We start from the raw sequence: 22578 nt of genomic DNA, 5'->3' as shown, positions 1-22578 counted from the left end.
TCTGTCGCCTTCTTCACGTCGCCTGCAACATCGCCGCTTTGCTCCCCCGCGTCGCGGTATCGGCCTGCGACGACTCTGCAAAGTCATCCCCGGCGCGACAATCGCGCTTAAGCCAGACTGAAGATTGCTGTAAGATACCGCGCCCTGTCGGCGGCGGGCCCGGCCCGCGACCACGAACCGTAACGACGCATCTCCCGAGGCATCATGAGCGACTTCTCTCCCGGCCAGCGCTGGATCAGCGACGGCGAGGCCGAACTCGGCCTGGGCACTATCCTGAATTGCGACGCGCGCAGCGTCACCGTGCTCTTCGGCGCCAGCCAGGAAACCCGCACCTACAGTACCCGTCTCGCGCCCTTGACCCGCGTCGCCTTCGGCAGCGGCGACCGCATCCAGTCTGCCGAGGGCTGGCAGATGACGGTGGACGATACCAAGGAAATCGATGGACTGATCGTCTACATCGGCGAGGACGACGCTGGCGAGCTGTGCGAGCTGCCGGAGGCCCGTCTGGCCGACAGCATGCAGTTCGACCAGGCCCGTGACCGCCTGCTGACCGGCCAGGTCGATCGCAACGACTGGTTCGACCTGCGTTTTCGTACCCTGCACCACCACCACCGGGTGGAGCAGAATCCGGCACTCGGCCTGGCCGGGCCGCGCATCGACCTGATTCCGCATCAGCTCTACATTGCCGACGAGATCTCCTCCCGCCAGGCGCCACGCGTGCTGCTGGCCGATGAGGTGGGGCTGGGCAAGACCATCGAGGCTGGGCTGATTCTGCACCGCCTGCTGCTGACTGGCCGGGTCGAGCGCGCGCTGATCCTGGTGCCGGCGAGCCTGACCCATCAGTGGCTGGTGGAGCTGCTGCGCCGCTTCTCGCTATCGGTGACCCTGCTCGACGAACAGCAGAGCCAGGCCCACGGTGACAGCAATCCCTTCGATGCTGGCCAGCTGGTACTGGCAAGCCAGGATTGGCTGTTTGCCAACCCTCACCGCCAGAGCCAGGCGGAAGCCTGCCAGTGGGACCTGTTGATCGTCGACGAAGCACATCACCTTGAGTGGCATGACCAGGACCAACAGGACGAGGGGAGCGAGCCGGAGGTCGGCCCGGGCTACGCCTGCGTCGAGCGTCTGGCCGATGCCACCGAGGGCGTGCTGCTGCTGACCGCTACTCCGGAGCAAATGGGACTGGCCAGCCACTTCGCACGCCTCCGGCTGTTGGACCGTGACCGCTATTCCGATCTCGACGCCTTCCGCGCCGAAGAACAAGGCTATGTCGCCGTGGCCCAAGCCATCGACGCACTTGCCGGCAGCTCGGAGCACGCCCTGGATGCCAGTGCCCGCGACGCGATCGGGGCCGTCGCCGATGACAGCGACAGCCAGGCCCTGCTGGCGACGCTATCCAACCCCGAAAGCAGCAGCGAACAGCGCGAGCTGGCGAGCGCCCAGCTACGTGACCAACTGCTCGACCGGCACGGCACGGGGCGGGTGATGTTCCGCAACAGCCGCCGCCATGTGGGTGGATTCCCCGAGCGCCGCCTGCACGTGGATAAGCTTGAGCTGCCGTCCTCCTACCGTCGCGTGCTGCGCCGCCTTGGCCGCGATGAAGACTATCTGGACGAGCTGCTGATCGAGACCGGGCTCGATCATCCCGAAGTAATGATCTACCTGGATGGCATGTACAGCGCACTGAGCGAGGATCCGCTCAACGCAGAGCCCTGGTGGCAGTTCGACCCACGCGTGACCTGGCTGCTGGAACGCCTGACCGAGATGGGCGATGACAAGGTGCTGGTGATTGCCCATGATCGCGAAACCGCGCAGGGGCTGTCCGATGGCCTGCGAGTGCTCGGCGGTGTCCAGGCTCCGGTGTTTCACGAGGATCTGTCGTTGGTGGAGCGCGACCGCGCCGCCGCCGCCTTTGCCGACGATGAAGACGGCTGCCAGGTGCTGGTCTGCTCTGAAATAGGCTCCGAAGGCCGCAACTTCCAGTTCTGCCGTCACCTGGTGATGTTCGACCTGCCACTGCACCCGGATCAGCTCGAACAGCGCATCGGTCGCCTCGACCGTATTGGCCAGCGCCACGCCATCGAGATTCATGTCCCCGTGTTCGAGGGTAGCCCCGGCGAGAAGCTGCTGCGCTGGTACCAGGAGGGCATGGATGCCTTCAGCGCGCCCCACGGACTTGGCAATGAGCTGTTCGATGCCTTCGGCGATGACCTGGCCGAAAGCCTGCTGGATGACGAGGCTCTGGACGACGTCATCACTGAGACACGCGCGCTGTTCGACGCCAAGCTGGCAGAGCGTGATGCGGGCCGCAACCGCTTGCTGGAGCTCAACGCCTGTCGCCCGGAGCGGGTCGAAGCCGTGCGCGAAGCGATTGTCGAGCTCGATGAAGACCGTGCGTTGCCGCGCTACCTCGATCAGGCGCTGGACATCTTCGGCGTCGACAGCAAGGAACTGGGCAACGATCTGACGCTGCTGACCCCCGGGCCTCATATGCTGGATGGCCTACCTGGGCTGGTGAAGGGGGAAGAAGGCTTTACCGTGACCACTTCCCGCTCGCGGGCTCTGGCCAGGGACGACGTCCAGCGACTGTCGTGGGAGCACCCTCTGGTGCGCGAAATGATGGGGCGCATTCTCGACGGCGCCATGGGCAACACCGCACTGGCACTGCTCAAGCACCCGGCGATTCCGGCGGGCAGGCTGATGGCGGAGCTGGTCTTCCGCACCCACTGCCCGGCCCCCAAGCGACTGCACCTCAACCGCTTCCTGCCCCCCACCGCCGTGCGGGTGCTGCTTGACGAATCAGGCGCCAACCTGACCGACAAGGTGTCCTTCACGGGTCTGTCGAAGAACCTGAAGAAGGTCAAGAAAGCCGTGGCTCGAGACCTGATCAAGAGCCGCCACGACCAGCTGAGAGACCTGCTCGACAGCGCCGAAGCCGAGGCCCAGCGCGAGCTGCCGACGATCGTCGAAGCCGCCCAGGTACGCATGCGTCAGCGTCTGGACAACGAGCTGACGCGACTGGAAGCCCTGGCACGACGCAATCCATCGGTGCGCGAGGATGAAATCACCGCCCTGCGTGAGGAACGTCAGGCGTTGGATCAGGCCATCGAAGGCACCCGGTTAAGGCTCGACGCGGTACGCGTGATTGTGACCATCGACGACGATACCCGCTGACCCGGCGGGCACCACAGCGCTCGAGAATGCACCAGCGCCTCCCTGGCGGCCTGCCAGGGCCGCCGGGCCCCTCACCGCGTGGTCGGGGCCTGGTGGTATCAGGCGAGGATATCCTCCAGCGCTTGATCCAAGGTCGGGTAACGAAAGGTGAAGCCCTCCTCCTCAAAGCGCTGAGGCACCATCCGTGCGCCCGTCAGCAGCAGCCTGGACATCTCTCCGAGTAACGTCTCAAGCACCAGCGCCGGAACCGGAAAGGGCGTTGGGCGCTTGAGATGCCGACCGATGGCCCGGATAAACTCACGATTGGTCACCGGCTGCGGCGCACTGCCATTGAAGGGACCCGACAGATGGGGCTTTTCGATCAACCACAGCAGCATCTCCACCAAGTCCTCGCGGTGGATCCACGGCATGTATTGATCCCCCTTGCCCAGCCGTCCGCCCAGCCCGAGCTTGAAGGGCGGCAGTAGCTTCTTGAGCATGCCCCCACCCTGATCCAGCACCAGGCCAGTTCGCAGGATGGCCAGGCGTACCCCATAGGCCTCTACCCCCCTTGCCGCATCCTCCCAGCGCTGGCACAAGCGATGGACGAATTCATCATGGGGTGTCGTCTGCTCGGTCACTGGCGCAGCGTCATCGCCCCCGCCCTGATCACCGTAGTAGCCCATGGCCGAGCCACTGACCAGTACCTGCGGAGCGCTTGCGGTCTGGGACAGTTGCTCGCACAACATCACCAGCTCCTTGGTGGCGTTCACCCGAGAGTCAATGAGCCGCTCTTTCTGGCTATCGCTCCAGCGCTTGTCCGCAATCGGCTCACCGGCCAGATTGACCAGCGCAGCAGGGGGCTTGTCGACGAAGTCCAAGGCACTGCTGCGCACATCGACGCCCTCTGGCAAGGCCTTGGCCGCCTTGGCTGGCGCGCGCGACACCACCTGCACCCGATGGCCATTGTCGACCAGCCGGCGACATAGACGTTGCCCGACAAAGCCACTGCCACCCGTGATCAATACTCTCATGGACACCTCTCGTTGATCCCTCAAAGATGTGCGATCAGCGCTGACGGCTGCGCACCTGCGCTTCTCATCAGCCTAGACGTTGCGCTCACGGCTGGTCGAGAAGTTTATTTGACTCAAGTTGTACATCATTTGTACGCTTAGGTCATATCACAACACGCCGAGCTTGGGAGTCGGACATGATGCGACGACAAGTTGCCATCATTGGAGCAGGCATCAGCGGGCTAGCCTGTGCCAATCGGCTGACAGCACTGGGTCACCGCGCCGTCCTTTTCGACAAGGGACGCGGTCCAGGTGGCCGTGCAGGTTCCAGGCGACAAGGTGAACAGTCTCTGGACCTAGGCGCTCAGCACTTCACGGCGCGACATCCCGACTTCCAGGCCGCTGTCGACACTTGGCGTGAGGCTGACATCGTGGCCCCTTGGCCCAGCATGCTGTACTGCGTCGACCATGAGCGCCAATGGCGCTCGCATCAGGACGACGAATCACGCTACTGCGGCACCCCACGCATGAGCGCCCTGACTCGACACCTGGCGACGGGGGAAGAGCTGATCCCCTCCATCCGCATCACCCAATTGCACGAACGCTTAGATGGCTGGTGGCTGGAGGATCACCATCAGGATCTCCATGGCCCCTTCGATCACGTGGTCGTGACCGCGCCGGCTCCCCAGGCAACGCCGCTGCTGCGACCTCATGATCCGGCGCTGGCCGCCGCATGCTCGGAGATCGACATGCAGCCCTGCTGGAGTGCCTGGGTCACGTTCGACGCACCGCTAACCCTTCCCGGGGTGGACCCAGGCTGGCCGGTGGCCCGTTTCGACGAAGGCCCCATACGCCTGGCGATTCGCCACAACACCAAACCCGGCAGAGATGAAGCGGCAGAAACCGTGGTACTACTGGCCACCCAGAGCTGGAGCCAACAGCATCTCGAAGATGACGCATCATCGATCGCCCAGCGACTGCTCGACGCCTTCACCGATAGACTGCCAGCGGCAACCACACTGCCCGATAGCACCCTGGGGGGTGCCCATCGCTGGCGCTACGCCAACGCAGTCAATTGCCTCGGTGAGGAAGACCACCGCATCGGCGACAGCGGCCTGGTACTGGCCGGTGATGGCTGCCGAGGCGGGCGCATCGAAGATGCCTGGCTATCCGGCAGCCATGCCGCCGAACGCCTCGTGTCGCTGGTGGGCGCGCCATGAACGTCTGGCGAACCGAAGCGGGATACCGCAACATTTTCGGCACGCTGCTCACCGGCAGATACCACGCGATCATCGCTTTTTAACAGGAATCCGTTCATGTCATACGCCCTGATTCTTCTCGCACACGGATCCAGCGACCCCAAGTGGCGAGCCCCGTTCGAGCAATTCCGCGATGCGCTGGTGCCACGTCTGGGAACGCCCATCCGGCTGGCCTACATGGAGCTGTGCGAGCCATCCCTGGAAGCCACCGTGGCGGAGCTGAGCGAGGGCGGCATTCACCAGATCGAAGTACTGCCGTTGTTCTTCGCCGCTGGCCGCCATCTGCGCAAGGATGTGCCCGCGCAGATCGACGCCCTGAAGGCGGAGCACGACCAGCTGTCGCTGACACTGCTTCCACCGGTTGGCGAACACCCGGCCTTCGTCGAAGCGCTGGCCAGTGCGGTCGCGGATCAGGTCGGGGAATCGCTCGACGCGGACCAGTAACACATGCAAACAGCGTGAGCGAAAAGCAGTAAAGCTGTTGTACACTTTGTACCGTCTGTACAGCTCGGCACTGGCTGTACCGTCGATTTGATCCAGCAGGTTCAAAGGACACGGCGCTTTCGCGCTTTTACTTCGCAACAGGACACGCATCGAGGCCCCCATGAGTCATACGGCGCCCCCCACCGAATCTCCTCTCTACCCCATCCGCGAAGTCTCGCGGTTAACCGGGGTCAATTCGGTGACCCTGCGCGCCTGGGAGCGACGGTATGGGTTGATAGAACCCCGTCGCACGCCCAAGGGGCACCGCTTGTACGCCCGCGAGGACATTGAGCGGGTCGAGCGCATCCTGCAATGGCTGAATCGCGGCGTGCCCGTCAGTCAGGTCAAGGACCTGCTGGCGCAACCCGAGCCGGCCGAACCTGCCCCCACCGCGGCAGGCGACTGGCCAAGTCAACGCCGGCAGGTACTGAGTGCGGTCGACGCGTTGGACATGGACCACCTGGACAGCCTCTATCAGCAGGCACTGGCGCTGTATCCGGTCGGTACCTGCCTGACCGAGCTATGGCAGCCGGTGATCCTGGAACTCGAAGAGCGCTGGGAGGGACAGCTGGGTGCCGCGCTGCAGCGACGCACACTGGAGAGCTTCCTGCGCACCCGTATCGGCATTCGGCTGTTTCACGCCAACCGAATCGCCCGCGGCCCCACCCTGCTGCTGGATACCTTGCCTGACGATGATGGCGCGCTATGGACGCTGATGATGGCGCTGGCCGCCAGCGAGAGGGGCTATCGCATTGTGCTGATGGATGATCCTCTCCCCTTCACCGACTTGCCCCTGGCTCTCGAGCGCCTGCGTCCTGGCGCAGTGGTGCTGTGCAGTGGCAAGGCAGAGCGTGCAGACGTGGTGCGCCGACTGCTGCCGCGCCTGGCCGAGCAGCTCGATACCACGCTGGCATTGTGTGGTCCCGTTGCGCGCATCAGGGCCGCTGAATTGCAGGATAGCGAGATTGAGGTGCTGGGTGACGACATTCCCATGGCGCTTGATCGTCTGAGGCCGCTGATCCGCCAGCACTGATCCAACAGTACTGGTCCATCAACACCGGATCATCCATACCGATCCATCAGAGGGCGCCCCTTTGTAGGCGAGAAGCGCCGCCCAACGCTTCTCGCCAGACCTCCTCGCTAGTGCTCCAACGTCCGGCCAGCCATCGTCTGCCGACGCCCAACCCTCCATGACCGATCCTTCAACACGAGGAGGCCACTCCATGCCTGTCACCCTGGTCTGGTTCCGAACGGACCTGAGAGTCCACGACAATACCGCCCTGTTCCATGCCAGCCAGCGGGGTCCCGTCATCGCGGTATTTCTTCACGCCCAGGAGCAATGGCGCGAACACGGACATGGAGACAACAAGCTCGACTTCATCGCGCGCGGTGTCGAAGCACTGGGAGAATCCCTGGCACAGCGCAATATCCCGCTGATCCAGCTCGACACGCCCACCTTCAAGGAAGCGCCCGAGGCGCTGATGCGCCTGGCCGACGAGCTCGGCGCAGATGCGCTGTACTTCAATCGCGAGTACCCGCTGGACGAATGGCAACGTGACCAGGCGGTACTGGAGGCTGGCGACAACAGCGACCTGGAGGTGCGTGCCTTCCGCGATGCAGTGGCCTTCAGCCCAGGCGAGCTGCTCACCGGCAAGGGCGACTACTATGGCGTGTTTACCCCCTTCTCGAAAGCCTGGCACAAGGCCATCAGCAGCGAACGCCTCGAGGTGCTGGACGCGCCTGCCAAGCAATCACCGGTGGAAGTGTCAGCAACAGCCCGTCAGCGCACTCGCTACGATGACAAGGCGGTCGATGGCCGCCGGTGGCCGGCAGGAGAAGAGGCTGCCGCGGACCGTCTATCGGCCTTCCTGAGCGGATCCATCAGCAGCCCTGGAAAACGCTACAAGGAGGACCGCGACTTCCCGGCCAAGCGAGGCACCAGCGAGCTGTCTCCTTACCTGGCCATGGGCATGATCTCCTGGCGCCAGTGCATGCAGGCCGTCATCTCGATCAATGACGGCAGCCTGAGCGATGGCGACAAGGGCCTGACGACCTGGGTCAGCGAGCTGATCTGGCGCGAGTTCTACCAGCATGTGGCCGTGGGCTTCCCCAGGGTCTGTCGATACCGCGCCTTCCAACGTCATACAGAAGCCCTTGAGTGGCGCGACGCCGACGATGATTTCGCCGCCTGGTGTGAAGGGCGTACCGGCTACCCTCTGGTCGACGCCGCCATGCGCCAGCTGGTCTCGACCGGGTGGATGCACAACCGATTGCGCATGGTGACCGCCATGTTTCTCACCAAGCACCTGCTGATCGACTGGCGCCGCGGCGAGCGCTTCTTCCTCGAACACCTGGTCGACGGGGAGTTTGCGGCCAACAACGGAGGCTGGCAGTGGGCTGCTTCGACGGGCACCGATGCCGCCCCGTACTTCCGCATCTTCAACCCCACGACACAATCCGAACGCTTCGACCCCGACGGCAACTTCATTGCCCACTGGCTGCCGGAGCTGGCTGACCTCCCGGCACGCCAGCGCCACGCCCCATCCTCGGACCTCCTCAGCAGCAACGACTATCCTCGACCGATTGTCGAGCACAAGGCGGCTCGCGAACGAGCGCTCGAGGCCTTCAAGTCATTGTCCAAGGATGACTAGGGCAGACGCGAGCACCGACAGGGAGACCACGATGATCGACGACCCGCAGCTGGCAGCCTTCTGCGACACCTTCAGTAAGCTGGACAAAACCTGTACAGAAAAGCTATACAGTATATATTCTGATGACATCGTGTTCATCGACCCGCTCCACCGGGTCAACGGCATCAACAACCTGAAGGCTGATTTCGATGCCATGTATGCCAACGTGATCACGTGCCAGTTCGACTTCAGGCATGGTGTGCGTGAGAGACAACATGGATTCGTGACCTGGACCATGACACTGCAGCATCGGCGCCTGGCACGGGGGAAACCCATCGCCGTGGAGGGCTGCTCGGCGCTGATCTTTGCCTCCGGCGAAGGCGGCAAGGTGATTCGCCATCAGGACTATTTCGACGCCGGAGCACTGCTGTACGAACGCCTGCCCCTAGTGGGAATGCTGGTTCGCCGAATCAAGCGTATCGCGGCAGGTTGAAACCCTGACCAGCCATCCCACGTAGCTGGCAGTCAGCAGCATCTGGTACCAGCAACAGTGAGGATGACATGGCTCGCGACCCCAACCCACAGCGCATATGGCTCACCGGTGCCACTTCAGGCATCGGCGAAGCGCTGGCACAGCGCCTGCTGGACGATGGCCACCGGGTGGCACTGACCTCCCGCAGCCGCTCAGGCCTTGAAACGTTGGCCGGCCAGCGCGACAACGCACTGCTGGTGCCCGCTGACGTCACCGACCTGCAGGCGATGAAGGACGCAGCAGCCGTCATCGCTGATGCCTTCGATGGCCTCGACATGGTGATCTTCAATGCCGGCACCTGCGTCTACCTGGACGGCGGTCGCGTCGATACCTCGCTGGTAAGAGACAATTTCGATCCCAACTTCTTTGGCACCATTCACGCACTGGAAGCGGCGCTGCCGCTGCTGCATCAGGCCCGCGACCAAGGTTCACGCCCGCTGATCGCCGTCACCTCCAGCGCCTCGGCCTATCTTCCCCTGCCCAGGGCCGAAGCCTACGGCGCCTCCAAGGCGGCGCTCACCTACTTCTGCGAATCATTGCGCCTCGACCTGGCCCATCAGCAGATTGATGTCAGCGTCATTCACCCTGGCTTCGTCAAGACCCCACTGACCGAGCGCAACGACTTCCCCATGCCCATGGCCGTGACCCCGGAAAAGGCCGCGAAGGCCATTCTCGAGGGACTCTCGGCGCGCCGCCGAGACATTCACTTCCCTCGCCGCTTTACCTACCTGGTCAAGCTGCTGGGCGTCATGCCCCTGCGCCTGAGGGTCGCGATCGGCAAGCGGCTGGTGCGACGCGAACACGATACCGAGATGTCTTCACAGCAGGAGAACGACGGATGACCCGACCTGAACCCGGGCCACACGCACAACGTATTGCAGTGATTGGTGGCGGCATCAGCGGGCTATCAGCGGCCCGCTACCTGAGTGCCCGTCACCAGGTCACCCTGTTTGAAGCAGCGGACCGCCTGGGCGGCCACACGGCTACCGTCGATGTCGAGGTGGACGGTCAAGACTACGCCATCGACACCGGGTTCATCGTCTTTAACGACAGGACCTACCCGCACTTCCAGCGCCTGCTCGATCATCTCGACGTTGCCTACCAGCCCACCGAAATGAGCTTTTCGGTGCATCGCACTGACGTCGACTTCGAATACAACGGCCACACCTTGGCCTCGCTTTTCGCCCAGCGCCGAAACCTGCTGCGACCCTCGTTCTACCGGTTGCTGGGACAGATAGTGCGCTTCAACCGCCAGGCGATTCATGACCTTGCCAACCATGACGCAAATGCAGATCCTGACCCGCTGCTGCTGCCGCTAGGCGACTACCTGGACCGCGAAGGCTTTAGTGAAGACTTCCAGCGCCACTACTTGCTGCCCATGGGCGGCGCGATCTGGTCCGCCAGCCTGGCCGACATTCGCGCTTTCTCGACGCGCTTCTTCCTGCGCTTCTTTCATCACCATGGGCTGCTATCGATCAACGACAGGCCTCAGTGGTTCACCATCAAGGGCGGCTCCCGCACCTATATTGACCGCCTGACTGCGCCCTACGCCGACAGCATCCGGCTGGCCACTCCCGTCCGTGGCATTCGCCGGGAAGCCGATGCCGTCGTCATCCGCACGCACAGCGGCGAAGAGCGCTTCGACCAGCTGGTCCTGGCCTGTCATGCGGACCAGGCCCTGGCACTACTGGAGGATCCGAGCCCGGCGGAGCGCGAGATACTTTCCGCCCTGCCCTATGCCGACAACGAGGTCGTGCTGCACACCGACACTCGGCTGCTGCCACGCCGGTCACGCGCCTGGGCCAGCTGGAATTACCGTCTTGATGGCCGCGCCGACAGCGCGAACGTCTCGGTTACCTACGCCATGAACATCCTGCAACGACTTGAGGCGCCGCATACCTTTTGTGTGACCCTCAATGACAGCGACAGCATCGCCGCCGACAAGGTACTTGGACGCTTCACCTACGCACACCCTCAGTTCACCCAGGCAGGTGCACTGGCCCAGAGTCGCCACGCCGAGATTTCCGGCACCAAGGGTCGTACCCACTTCTGCGGAGCTTACTGGCGTCATGGGTTCCATGAAGATGGCGTCTGGAGCGCCTTGCGGGTGGCCCAGGCGCTGGGCTGTGACGAGCTCGACCATGAGCGACTCAGGGAGGCGACGACATGATCACGACGCCGCGCTCGCGCATCTATCGTGGCACCCTGCGTCATCGCCGCTTTCTGCCTCGCCAGCACTCCTTCGACTATCGCGTGTGGATGGCGTTGCTGGACCTGGATGAGCTCCCCGCACTGTTCGATGGTGTGCCCGGTTTCAGTGCCAGGCGGCCCGCACTGGCACGTTTCCGCCGGGAAGACTACCTGCCCGCCCGAGGCCAGCAACTGTCACTGGCAGAGGCAGCCAGAGAAGAGGTGCGCGAGCGTCTTGGAGCCGCCCCAGAGGGACGCGTCACCCTGCTGACGCAACTGTCGTCGCCCTGGGTCAGCTTCAATCCCATATCGCTCTACTACCTCTATCACCCTGCCGACGAGACAGGAGAGGAACGGCTCGGCGCGGTGCTGGGAGAGGTCACCAATACCCCCTGGAGAGAGCGAACCCGATACGCCAGCGCAGTGGATGGCAGCCGCCACACGCATCGCGCGGCGTTCGACAAGGACCTTCACGTTTCGCCCTTCCTGCCCATGGGCATGACCTATCACTGGCGCTTCAACAGTCCCGGAGAGGCGCTGTTCATGCACATGGAAACCTGGCGAGACGAGCAGCGCCATTTTGATGCCACGCTCACCCTGGAGGGCCAGCCTGCTACGCGCGGTGCCCTCATGTCGACGCTGGCACGCCAGCCCTGGATGGCCACCAAGACACTGGCCGCCATCCATTGGGAGGCGCTCAAGCTGTGGCTCAAGGGCGTTCCCTTGCACGATCATCCGCCCCCCGCAGAGGGTGCCACGCCTCAGCCAAGGGAGAGTCAGTCATGACCTTGACCACACGCCAGTCCAGCGCCAGCGACACTGCACCGCCGCCCCCGTCAAGCGGCTCTCGGTTAGCCCAAGGAGTCCAGGACATGACCACCCTGAGAACACAGCACCACGCTATCGCCAGCAGCGAAGAAGGCAGACTATCGCGTTGGCTGAAGCCTCGCGTGCTGGGCCACTTGGCCAAGCTCAAGCACGGCCACATCACGCTCATCGATGGTCACGAACGCCACCTTCTCGGCGAGGACGGCGAGCTGTCCGTTACTCTGGTGGTGCGTCACAGTCGCGCCTGGAAGCGTATGGCCATGGGCGGCTCGGTGGGTGCTGCGGAAGCGTACATGGAAGGCGATTGGGACGTTGACGATCTGGTCGGCTTGATTCGCCTGTTCGCCCTCAACATCGATCAGGTCAATGACGACGTGGAAAGGGGGGTCGCCAGCCTTGGCCGACTCCTGCTGTCGGGGCTGCTGCGACTGCAGCGCAACAGCCGCAAGGGCGCCAAGCGCAACATCGCGGCGCACTACGACATCGGCAACAACCTGTTCGAGACGTTCCTCGACCGCGAGCACTGGATGTATTCCAGCGCCGTCTTCCCAAGCCCGGATGCCAGCCTGGAGGAAGCCTCGACCCACAAGCTGGACGTCATGCTCGACAAGCTGGATGTGCAGCCCCATCACCACCTTCTCGAGATTGGTACCGGCTGGGGCGGGCTGGCCATTCATGCCGCCAAAACCCGCGGCTGCCGCGTCACCACGACCACGATCTCCGAGGAACAGTATCAGCATACGGCGCGTCGACTGGCCGAAGAGGGGTTGGACGACCAGGTCACGCTGTTGAAACAGGACTACCGGGAACTGAGCGGTCGCTATGACCGGATCGTCTCGGTGGAAATGATCGAGGCCGTCGGCGCCGACTACCTGCCGCTGTACCTGAAGACACTCGATACGTTGCTCGCCCCACGCGGGCTGGTGCTATTGCAAGCCATTACCGTGCGGGACCAGCGCTACGAGGCAGCGCGCAAAGAGATGGACTTCATCAAGCGCTATATCTTTCCGGGGGGGTTCCTGCCTTCACCGACCGTGCTGCTCACCCAGCTGACGCGACACACGTCCCTGAACCTGATCGATCTGGATGATATCGGCATGCACTATGCTCGCACCCTGCGCGAGTGGCGCCACCGCTTTGAAGCCAATCTGGATCGTGTCGCACGGCTGGGCTATGACGAGCGCTTCATTCGCATGTGGCGCTACTACCTATGCTACTGCGAAGCCGCCTTCCTGGAGCGCACCATCAGCACCTGTCACCTGCTGCTGGCCAAGCCCGATGCGCGCCCTCCGACCCGGCTCGGAAGGCCGTAATCTTGGCCCGCTCTCGGACAACCTGGCCTTGGCTTGCGCTCAATGCGGCTGGCTTCCAGCTGGGTTGGCTGGCCTGCGTCATCGGCGGTGCGGGCGTGGGCGGCATCGTCGGCGGCGTGGTGCTCGCGGCTCATCTCCTTTGCATGGCGCGCCCTGGGGAGTGGCGCTGGCTGGTTATCTTCGGGCTGATGGGGCTTGCCATCGACGGTAGCCTGGCGCTGCTGGGGGGCTATCGCTTTGCGCCTGAAGACGTCCGGGTGGGACCACTGGCGCTGTGGCTTTTGTGGCTGTGGCCTCTTTTCGCCATGCTGATTCATCACTCGCTCTACTGGCTGTGGGCGCGTCCCTGGCTGGCAGTGCTGGGAGGAGCCATCAGTGCCCCGCTGTCCTATTTCGGCGGCGCCAAGCTGGCAGGGGTAGCGCTAGCCCCGTGGCTACTGCCGAGCCAGGCCGTCATCTGGGCGCTGATCTGCCTGACGGTCAGCCTGGCGGCGGCCCGTGGATACCTCACGCCACCGCCTGGCGAGAACCGCTCTCCAGCGGCTGACTGACGCTCTCGCGCCATAGCGCCTCCAGCTCATGGGCCGGCATGGGTCGCGCGTAGAAGTAGCCCTGGACCTCATCACATCCGACCTGCCGCAGATAGTCACGCTGTTCGGCGGTTTCCACCCCCTCTGCCACCACCTCCAGGCCCAGTCCCCTGGCCATGGCCATCACCGCATCGACGATGGCGGCGTCGGCGGTCTCATGGGGCAGCGCCTTGACGAAGGCTCGGTCCAGCTTGAGCTTGTCCAGCGGCAGCTCCTTGAGATACCCCAGCGACGAATACCCCGTACCGAAGTCATCGATGGCGATACGATGCCCAAGATCCCTCAAGCGCTCCAACCTGGGCGCGATGTCGCCGCCACGATCATCCAGCAGCACTGACTCGGTCAGCTCCAGCCCCAGCCAGTGAGAGTCGACTTCGTGGCGTGCGCGTCCTGTGGCAAGGGTCTTTTCCAGGTCCCCCTGGAACAGCTGCATGGCCGAAATGTTGATCCATACCGGCAACAGCGGCAGTCCACGCGAGCGCCAATGGGCGAGCTGTGTCAGCGCCTGGTGGATCACCCAGTCCCCCAGGGGGGCCATGAGGCCGTGACGCTCGGCCAGGGGAATGAACTCGGCCGGTGACACCAGCCCATCGCGTGGATGGCGCCAGCGAAGCAAGGCTTCCATGCCGACCATGGCCTCATCGGACAGTCGATGCTGGGGCTGATAGTGAAGCTCCAGCTGGCCACCCTGAGCGAGGGCTTCGCGCAGGTCATTGAGCAGCGCCAGGTTGGGGCTGTCGCTGACGTCCAATGCCGGCCGAAACCTCAGGCACAGATTGCCGCCGCGTCGCCGCGCGGAGACCAGCGCGGACTCCAGTCGCTGGAACAGCACACCATCATTGTCACCGTCCTCGGGGGCACGACAGCTGCCAATGGTGATGCCCAGGCGCAGGGTGCTTCCGTCGATCTGAAACGGCTCCCCCAGGTGGGCCTTCAATCCCTCGATCCAGCCTTCGTGGTCATCGTACGTGGTGGTACGCAGGACCATGAATTCATCTCCGCCCAGTCGACCGACCACGCCCCCGGCCACATGACCGGCCAATCTTTTGCCGAAACGCGCAAGCAGGCGATCTCCGGCACTGACGCCCAGGCTCTCGTTGATCTCGCGAAAGCCGTCAATATCGATGAGGGCCAGGTCCAGGCTTTCTCCTGCTCGCAGGTGACGCAGACGAGAAGACAGCAGCTCATGTAGCCGAAAACGGTTGGGCAGGCCGGTCAACGGGTCTTCCCGCCCGATGCGTCGCAGGTCCTGCTCTCGCGCCTTGCGCAGGGATATGTCGGTGAAGGTGGCAATGTGGTGCTCGGGATGGCCGCGGGCATCGGAGATCACCTGAACCTCCAGCCACATCGGATACTCATTGCCATCCTTGCGCCGCTGCCACAGCTCACCTTCCCAATGACCTGTGCTGGTCAAGGCCTGCCAGAAACGTTCAAAGAAGGCGCTGTCATGCCGCGCCGCCGCCAGATTGCTGGCGCTCAGCCCCTGAACCTCTGTCAGCTCATAGCCCGATAGCTCGGTGAAGGCCGGATTGACCGCCTGTATCTGATGCTGGGCGTCGGTGATCATCACCGCTTCGCCGGACTGACGCATCACCTGCTCGGTCAGCCGCGCGCGGCGTTGCTCGAGCTTGATCTGGCGCCAGCCATCCCACAGCGCCACTGCCATCAGTACGACGGCACCGAGCCGCAACGACACGCTGGGCAGCCATAAAATCGCCGACATGGCGCAGAGCCCGAGCCAGATCAGCGGGCGGTTAAAGGAGAGACGAGGCCACATGGTCGATACGGACTCCCGCTGGAGAGAACAGGCGAAATTGCTGTCCTATCGTTATCGGCCGACAGTAGGAAATCTGTAGTGCAAGATTCCTTTTCCGAGCAACCACGACCATGATCGAAGGTCCACGGGGTGCATTCGGCCCCCACGAACAGTAGACTAGGCAGGCCGCGTGGCGGCAGATTGCCGTACGCGGCGTACATCACTTCGACTCTCGGAACGCTCCAGTGACCAAGCAACACTCTTTTGATCGCGATGAACTGCTGGCTTGCAGCCGCGGTGAGCTGTTCGGCCCGGGCAATGCCCAGCTGCCGGCCCCCAACATGCTGATGCTCGACCGCATCACGCGCATTTACGAAGAGGGTGGCGAGTACGGAAAGGGCGAACTGATCGCCGAGCTCGATATCCGCCCCGACCTGTGGTTCTTCGACTGCCATTTCCCGGGTGACCCCGTCATGCCTGGCTGTCTCGGCCTCGATGCCATGTGGCAGCTGGTGGGCTTCTATCTTGGCTGGCTCGGCCATCCCGGACGTGGCCGGGCACTGGGCTGTGGCGAGGTCAAGTTCAGCGGGCAGATCATGCCTGAAGCCCAGAAGGTTACCTATCGCATCAATATCAAGCGCGTCATCACCCGCCGCCTGATTCTGGGCATGGCGGACGGCACTGTCTCCGTCGATGGCCGCGATATCTATCAGGCCAATGACCTGCGCGTCGGCCTGTTCACCTCCACCGCGAATTTCTGATCAGGAGGCTTCCATGCGACGAGTGGTAGTCACCGGCCTGGGTATCGTGTCCTGCCTGGGCAATGACCGGCAGCAGGTACTCGAGGCACTCAAGAACGGCCAATCCGGCATTCGCTTCAAGGAAGAATACGCCGAGCGCGGCTTCCGCAGCCAGGTGGCGGGCGTGGTCGATATCGACCTGGACTCCCTGGTGGACCGCAAGCTGCGCCGCTTCATGGGCGATGCCGCTGCTTACGCCTATGTTTCCATGGCTCAGGCCATCGAAGACTCTGGCCTCAGCCCGGAGCAGGTCTCCAATGAACGTACCGGCCTGATCGCCGGCTCCGGCGGTGCTTCCAGCGCCAACCAGGTGGAAGCCGCCGATGTCATGCGTGAGAAAGGCCTGCGCCGCGTTGGTCCTTACCGTGTCACCCGGACCATGGGCAGCACCGTGTCCGCCTGCCTGGCGACCCCGTTCAAGATCAAGGGCGTCAACTATTCCATCTCTTCCGCCTGTGCGACCTCTGCACACTGCATCGGCTCAGCGATGGAACAGATTCAACTCGGCAAGCAGGACGTGGTCTTTGCCGGTGGCGGCGAAGAAGAGCACTGGACTTTATCGTGCCTGTTCGACGCCATGGGCGCCTTGTCCACCAGCTACAACGACGCTCCGGCAACCGCCTCTCGCCCCTATGACAAGTCTCGCGATGGCTTCGTCATCGCCGGTGGCGGTGGCATGCTGGTACTCGAGGAGCTCGAACACGCCAAGGCCCGTGGCGCCAAGATCTATGCCGAGGTAGTGGGCTACGGCGCCACCTCCGACGGCAAGGACATGGTGGCTCCCTCCGGCGAAGGCGCCGTGCGCTGCATGCGCCAGGCCATGGCCACCGTGGACGGCGATATCGACTACATCAACACCCACGGCACCTCCACGCCGGTAGGGGATGTGGCCGAGTTGAAGGCGGTGCGCGAAGTGTTCGGCGACAGCACTCCGGCGATGAGCTCCACCAAGTCACTGACCGGGCACTCGCTGGGCGCCACCGGGGTGCAGGAAGCGATCTACTCGCTGCTGATGATGGAGAACGATTTCATCGCTGCCTCCGCCAATGTCAGTGATCTGGACGATGAAGCCCAGGGCTTCGACATCGTCACTCAGCGCCGCGATGGCGTGAAGCTTGACCGGGTGCTCTCCAACAGCTTCGGCTTTGGCGGCACCAATGCCTGCCTGGTACTTCAGCGCTACAGCGACTGATACTTCCTCTAAGCCGTCATCACGACGGATAGCAAGAAGCCAAAAAACGGCGCCTTTGGGCGCCGTTTTTTCGCTGGATGGACACACTTTCTCTTATATTTTGCTCGATTAACTACAAACTAGCTCACAGCAAACAGGCATCGCCAGAGTGGTTGAGCGGTCGACTGGGGCCATGTTTACACTTCCTTCCGTCGGCGCCGCCCCAAGGCTTCTGCAGCGCGTCACCAGCGGCGCCATTGGATGCCTCTCTCAAGGAAGATGCTCATGAATCTCCGTCATACCCTGTCTGTGACCGTTGCCACCCTGGGCTGCAGTCTCCTCCTCTCTGGCTGTGAAAACATGTCCACTGACGACATGATCAGCACCGGCCTCGCCGGCTTCGACGCTGCGACCATCAGCGATGAGGAGATCCAGGCCATGTCCGCTCAAGCCTGTGAGCAGATGGATGCCGAATCCGCCATCGCCACTCCCGGCTCCGAGTATGCCCAGCGTCTGCAGCGCATCGCCGACAACCTGGGTCACCAGATCGACGGCATCCCGGTCAGCTACAAGGTCTACATGACCGACGACATCAATGCCTGGGCCATGGCCAACGGCTGTGTGCGCGTCTACAGCGGTCTGATGGACATGATGACCGACAACGAGATCGAGGGGGTATTGGGCCATGAGCTCGGCCATGTGGCGTTAGGCCACAGCAAGAAGGCCATGCAGACCGCCTACGCGACCTCCATCGCCCGCGACGCCATGGCCGCATCCGGCAATGGTGCGGTAGCCGCCCTGTCCAGCTCGCAGCTGGGCGATTTGAGTGAAAAGTTCATCAACGCGCAGTTCTCCCAAAGCCAGGAGAGCGACGCTGACAACTTCTCGTTTGACCTGCTCACTGATCGTGGCATTCCACGCGAAGGCCTGCTGACGGGCTTCGAGAAATTCGCCGACATGGACGGCGGCGAGAGCAGCCTGATGTCGTCACACCCGGGCTCCAAGGATCGCGCCGACAACATCCGCGAGCGTCTGGCCAACGGCTAGGCCGGCGACGCTGACGGCCTCACTGGTACTACTTGCTTAACCGACAAGGCCTCTTCCCACGCCGGGAAGAGGCCTTGTCGTGTCTTCAGACGCACCGTCACCAGGTCTCAAGCGGTCTCGGTACGCGAAGCCGGTTGGTGGGGACGAGGCACGCTGGATATCTCAGCAAGTGTCGCCTCGATCCAGGCCTCGGTGTCTGCCAGCACTTCATCAGGGGTGCGCCCTTGTGTGGCGATCGGCTCACCCACCACCAGTGAGATACGACCAGGACGCTTGACCCAGTCTCGGCCGGGCCAGCATTCCCCCGCATTATGTGCAACGGGCACCACGGGGACTCCTGCACGACAGGCGATCACCGCACCGCTCTTGTTGTAGCGGCGGCGCTTGCCAGGATCGACCCGGGTGCCTTCGGGGAAGATCAGCACGGAAAGCCCCTCCTTGAGACGCTGTCCACCCTGGCTGAGCACCTGCTTCATGGCGCGAGCCGGCTTGGAGCGATCCAGTGCAATAGGGTGCAGCAGGCGCAAGCCCCAGCCAAAGATCGGGAAGTTGAGCAGCTCTTTCTTCAGTACCGTGCAGACCGGAGGCTTGAGCAGCTGAAGGTAGACGGTCTCCCACTCGCACTGATGGTTGGACAGAATCACTACCGGGCCGTCGGGCAGATTTTCATGCCCCTGCATCTCGTAGCGCACGCCACATACCAGGCGGAACCAGGCAATGATGAAGTGGTTGTAGAGATTCAGCAGCCGGTAGCGCGAACGCAGTGGCAGCAGGGGGGCAGGAGGCAGAAACAGCAGGCCGCAGACCAGCATGGCCGCAAAGTAGCCGATGTAGAAGATGACGCTGCGCAGCACGTTCATGGGGTTGCGTCCCCCTTGTCCTGGATGGCGGCGGCATCATCACGCGCCTGGCACCAGGTGTCGAGCATGCGGCCCACCTCCAGTCGCCATGGCTTCTGATGCACGCCAAACACCTCCAGCACCCGACGGCAATTGAGGACGCGGCGTAACGGCTGATCGTGGTGATGACTCAGCGCCTTGACCTCGCCCAACGCAATCTGCTCGCCTTGCCCTTCAAGCCGCGTCCCCAGCTGGGTACGCACCATGCAGACAAAGGTGTAGGCGCTGACCGGCTCGACACCTGCCAGGTGATAGCTGCCCCAGGCATCCGCGCCGCAGGCTTGCTGCTGGAGCATGCCTATCAGTGCCATGGCCACTGCATCGGCGGAGGTGGGACAGAGGGTGACATCCGTCTCGGCACGTACCACGCCACCACTGATCAAGGTATCCAGCAGCTCGCCCAACCAGGCGTGACTGCCTTCCAGGGCGAACATCGGGCCCACGCGCACGATCAGGTGCTGGTGGCACTCTGCCCGGATTCGGTCGCCTGCGGTCACCAGGCGACGCAGGCCTTCATCGCGAGGGGCCGGAATGACATGCTCGTCGATCGGCGAGGCATGACCGTCCTCATACAACTGGTCAGAGACGCACCAGACCAGAGGAATACCGACATCGCGACAGGCCTCCATGCAGGCCTCGACAGCCTCGGCGTGTTCCATCACGGCGGCGGGGGGCACGCTGAAAGGGCGCGACAACGGTGGAATGATCAGTGCATCGGGCGCAATCGCCCGCAGCTTGTCCGCTCCCACCCGGGTGGCAGGATCGATCACCAGCTCCGTATCACCGCGCCGGTTGCTTTCCCGTGCCAGGGCCAGCGACAGGCAATGCCCCGCATCCAGAATCAGCAGCTTCACGACGACTCCTCGTCCATGAGGGCAGCGTGCAGGTCTGCACGATACCCTTGGCGTTACGGCGGATACTCCCTCGACGAGGCAGCACCAAAAGGCCACATTCTACACCAACTGCTGGTGAAACAGCGCCCCTCCCATGGCAGGCGCTGCCGTCCTCGGCGGTGTCTTCCACATCACCTGCGTATGGACGGCTTGCAGACCTGCTCATGAAGCTATCTGGCGGTCAAGCGGCGCTCAGCCGAGGCTGGTGGCAAGCCCCACCAGGCTGACGACCACCAGCACCACGCCAAGCACCCGGAAGAACACCTCGGAACGCGCTCCCAGCAGTGCCTGATGCACTCGCTCGCCCAACACGTGCCCCACCAGAGCACAGGGCAGCAGCCACAGATGGTGCTCCAGCTGCAGGTCGACACCGGCGATGATGAAGGACACCATCTTGATCACCACCAGGATGAACCACAGCACAAACAAGGTATCGCGCAGCTGGTACTTGGCCACGTGGGAGGCGAACACGGCCACGATCAGCGGCGCCCCGATCAGCGACGTGCCGCTCACGTACCCGCCCAGCGCCAGCAGGGCGACATCGACGCCCTTGCTGCGACTTCGAAACGGCCGGTTCAGGGCGTAGCTGGCGCCGTAGATGATGACGATCACGAAGATCACCGCCGTCATCAGCTCTGCCGGCAACGTCAACAATCCGACGACGCCTATCAGTTTGGGGATGATCATGATCGACAGCGCCCGCTTTAAATAGCGCCAGTCGATATTGCTGTGCTCGCCGCCCGCCTCCTGCTTGATCTGGCGACTGCCGCGCCAGGCGATCCAGCTGGAGAAGATCAACAGATGCACCGCCACTATGGGCAGAAAGACCAGCGGCTCATCCAGTACCAGCAACAGAAATGGCAGCGCCAGCACCGCACCGCCAAAGCCAAGGCTGGTGCGCACAAAGCCGCTCCAGCAGAAGATCAGCCCAATCAGGGCATATTGGTACCATTCGAGACCGGCCACGTCGCGGGCACTCCATTGCGTCCAGGGGAGCTATCACTGTACGGAGTTGGTGGGCAAAAATCAGTAGCCCGCTCACTGTATCGACCTTGTGTCCCAATCTCCCGAGGCCCATCGACCAGGGTCATGTCTGGTGACCCGAGTGGTCCATCGGCACCGCTCATGAAAGGCTGACGCTAGCGACCTTTGGCTGCTCGCCATGGAGCAGTCTGCTCTTTTGCACCGGGGGCTCGCTCGCCTAAAGTGACATGGCGTCATGCCCTCCCCACCGCCGACAGCAGATGAGGATGCCTCTTGGATGTTGAACCGCCCGTAACGATCGGCAAGAAGCGGCGAGCGTTCTCGATCATCGTCGTCTTCAGCTTCCTGTTCGTCGGTACCCTGATTGCCCTGGCCATTCTCGTCGGGCCTTACCTTTACGCGCCACTCGAGTCCCTGTTCTTCGGCACCGCCCGGCGCGCTGCAGACGCCAATGAACAGCACTACAGAGATCATGTCTGGGTGATGTACTCCATCCCCAGCGCTCTCATCTCCGCCTGGCTATGCAGAGTCATGTTCCGCCGCAAACCCCATCGCCGGCGGCGACCGCTGAGGCGCAAGCTGGCCCAGCAGAGAGCGAAGAGGCGCCGGATGGGGGCCAGCGACGGCCTGAGCGGAATCAACGATCATCAGGCAGAAGACGAAGGGGGCGAAGACGCATGGGGCGAAGACAACGTGCAGCGAAGGGGGCGCGGGTATCGCCACATCCTGCCAGGCCATCGGCACAGGCATCGGCGCGTTCATCCCAACGACAGACGGTGATGACCGACGGCCCCACACGCAGTGATCCCATCTCCAGCCAGCAACGGGCCAGCTTGCCCAGCAACGAAGAAACCCCGCTTCCGCGGGGTCTCACGACACGACTAGCCAAGACAGCAAGCCAAGACGGGCTGCCTGGCTTAGGGAAACACTGCATACATGCCTGCGCGGACGAATCGCTGCGTTGCGCGCTGCTCGAACGCCTCGCCTTTACCGAATAGGCGGTGGGTTCTGCACTACGGGCGTCTGACGCTTCTTCC

General features: G+C 63.2%; 20 protein-coding genes. 15 read left to right on the top strand and 5 right to left on the bottom strand.

Annotation, left to right across the window (positions count from 1 at the left end; genetic code table 11):
- Positions 1-204 precede the first annotated feature (204 nt).
- Positions 205-3174, top strand: a complete 2970-nt coding sequence (gene rapA, locus KUV86_RS14145; RefSeq protein ID WP_222164128.1) for an RNA polymerase-associated protein RapA — start codon at positions 205-207, stop codon at positions 3172-3174.
- Between the two features lie 98 nt (positions 3175-3272).
- On the opposite strand, the gene KUV86_RS14140 is transcribed toward rapA, so the two are convergent.
- On the bottom strand, positions 3273-4187 hold the full coding sequence (locus KUV86_RS14140; protein WP_222485217.1) for a TIGR01777 family oxidoreductase: 915 nt from the start codon (positions 4185-4187) through the stop codon (positions 3273-3275).
- A gap of 176 nt (positions 4188-4363) precedes the next feature.
- Between KUV86_RS14140 and KUV86_RS14135 the strand changes: the two genes are divergently transcribed.
- From KUV86_RS14135 to KUV86_RS14090, 10 genes are all read left to right on the top strand, one after another.
- Positions 4364-5386 carry an NAD(P)/FAD-dependent oxidoreductase gene (locus tag KUV86_RS14135; RefSeq protein WP_222485216.1) on the top strand — a complete coding sequence of 341 codons (1023 nt, stop codon included), beginning with the start codon at positions 4364-4366 and terminating at the stop codon, positions 5384-5386.
- A gap of 96 nt (positions 5387-5482) precedes the next feature.
- Positions 5483-5869 carry a sirohydrochlorin chelatase gene (locus KUV86_RS14130; protein WP_206944141.1) on the top strand — a complete coding sequence of 129 codons (387 nt, stop codon included), beginning with the start codon at positions 5483-5485 and terminating at the stop codon, positions 5867-5869.
- Between the two features lie 160 nt (positions 5870-6029).
- The gene (locus KUV86_RS14125; protein WP_206944142.1) at positions 6030-6941 is read left to right on the top strand and encodes a MerR family transcriptional regulator; all 912 of its coding nucleotides are present in this window, start codon (positions 6030-6032) and stop codon (positions 6939-6941) included.
- Between the two features lie 190 nt (positions 6942-7131).
- Entirely contained in the window at positions 7132-8559 is a 1428-nt protein-coding gene (gene phrB / locus KUV86_RS14120; RefSeq protein ID WP_206944144.1) for a deoxyribodipyrimidine photo-lyase, read from the top strand.
- A 31-nt stretch (positions 8560-8590) separates the two neighbouring features.
- Complete coding sequence (locus KUV86_RS14115; RefSeq protein ID WP_222485215.1) at positions 8591-9031, top strand: nuclear transport factor 2 family protein; 441 nt, start codon at positions 8591-8593, stop codon at positions 9029-9031.
- A gap of 68 nt (positions 9032-9099) precedes the next feature.
- Complete coding sequence (locus KUV86_RS14110; RefSeq protein WP_222164134.1) at positions 9100-9912, top strand: SDR family NAD(P)-dependent oxidoreductase; 813 nt, start codon at positions 9100-9102, stop codon at positions 9910-9912.
- Positions 9909-11240, top strand: a complete 1332-nt coding sequence (locus tag KUV86_RS14105; protein ID WP_222485214.1) for an NAD(P)/FAD-dependent oxidoreductase — start codon at positions 9909-9911, stop codon at positions 11238-11240. Before KUV86_RS14110 ends, KUV86_RS14105 begins: the two co-directional genes overlap by 4 nt.
- Entirely contained in the window at positions 11237-12046 is an 810-nt protein-coding gene (locus KUV86_RS14100) for a DUF1365 domain-containing protein (protein ID WP_206944152.1), read from the top strand. Before KUV86_RS14105 ends, KUV86_RS14100 begins: the two co-directional genes overlap by 4 nt.
- Before the next feature lie 86 nt (positions 12047-12132).
- Positions 12133-13401 carry an SAM-dependent methyltransferase gene (locus KUV86_RS14095; RefSeq protein ID WP_222485213.1) on the top strand — a complete coding sequence of 423 codons (1269 nt, stop codon included), beginning with the start codon at positions 12133-12135 and terminating at the stop codon, positions 13399-13401.
- 2 nt (positions 13402-13403) lie between these two features.
- Positions 13404-13952: a DUF2878 domain-containing protein gene (locus tag KUV86_RS14090; protein ID WP_261397648.1), complete on the top strand. Its 549-nt coding sequence runs from the start codon at positions 13404-13406 to the stop codon at positions 13950-13952.
- Here KUV86_RS14090 and KUV86_RS14085 read toward each other — a convergent pair.
- A complete protein-coding gene (locus KUV86_RS14085) occupies positions 13909-15768 on the bottom strand; it encodes a putative bifunctional diguanylate cyclase/phosphodiesterase (RefSeq protein ID WP_206944158.1) in 1860 nt (619 codons plus the stop codon). The genes KUV86_RS14090 and KUV86_RS14085 overlap by 44 nt on opposite strands.
- A 224-nt stretch (positions 15769-15992) precedes the next feature.
- Between KUV86_RS14085 and fabA the strand changes: the two genes are divergently transcribed.
- The 3 genes from fabA (at position 15993) to KUV86_RS14070 (ending at position 18765) form a co-directional block, all read left to right on the top strand.
- Positions 15993-16508 carry a 3-hydroxyacyl-[acyl-carrier-protein] dehydratase FabA gene (fabA, locus tag KUV86_RS14080; RefSeq protein WP_206944160.1) on the top strand — a complete coding sequence of 172 codons (516 nt, stop codon included), beginning with the start codon at positions 15993-15995 and terminating at the stop codon, positions 16506-16508.
- 13 nt (positions 16509-16521) lie between these two features.
- Complete coding sequence (fabB, locus tag KUV86_RS14075; RefSeq protein WP_222485211.1) at positions 16522-17739, top strand: beta-ketoacyl-ACP synthase I; 1218 nt, start codon at positions 16522-16524, stop codon at positions 17737-17739.
- Between the two features lie 264 nt (positions 17740-18003).
- Positions 18004-18765: a M48 family metallopeptidase gene (locus KUV86_RS14070; RefSeq protein ID WP_222239070.1), complete on the top strand. Its 762-nt coding sequence runs from the start codon at positions 18004-18006 to the stop codon at positions 18763-18765.
- Between the two features lie 107 nt (positions 18766-18872).
- On the opposite strand, the gene KUV86_RS14065 is transcribed toward KUV86_RS14070, so the two are convergent.
- The 3 genes from KUV86_RS14065 to KUV86_RS14055 form a co-directional block, all read right to left on the bottom strand.
- Positions 18873-19625 carry a lysophospholipid acyltransferase family protein gene (locus KUV86_RS14065; protein WP_222239069.1) on the bottom strand — a complete coding sequence of 251 codons (753 nt, stop codon included), beginning with the start codon at positions 19623-19625 and terminating at the stop codon, positions 18873-18875.
- Positions 19622-20518: a sugar nucleotide-binding protein gene (locus tag KUV86_RS14060; RefSeq protein WP_206944168.1), complete on the bottom strand. Its 897-nt coding sequence runs from the start codon at positions 20516-20518 to the stop codon at positions 19622-19624. The genes KUV86_RS14065 and KUV86_RS14060 overlap by 4 nt, the downstream gene beginning before the upstream one ends.
- Positions 20519-20749: 231 nt before the next feature.
- A complete protein-coding gene (locus KUV86_RS14055) occupies positions 20750-21523 on the bottom strand; it encodes a TSUP family transporter (RefSeq protein WP_206944170.1) in 774 nt (257 codons plus the stop codon).
- 291 nt (positions 21524-21814) lie between these two features.
- On the opposite strand from KUV86_RS14055, the gene KUV86_RS14050 reads away from it, so the two are divergent.
- Entirely contained in the window at positions 21815-22321 is a 507-nt protein-coding gene (locus KUV86_RS14050) for a hypothetical protein (RefSeq protein ID WP_222485210.1), read from the top strand.
- Positions 22322-22578: the final 257 nt, after the last annotated feature.

The sequence above is a fragment of the Halomonas sp. DP8Y7-3 genome (assembly GCF_019801675.1).
GTDB classification, from domain to species: domain Bacteria; phylum Pseudomonadota; class Gammaproteobacteria; order Pseudomonadales; family Halomonadaceae; genus Halomonas; species Halomonas litopenaei_A.
Note: the sequence above shows the minus strand (reverse complement) of the source record. Positions and strands in the feature narration are given on the sequence as shown.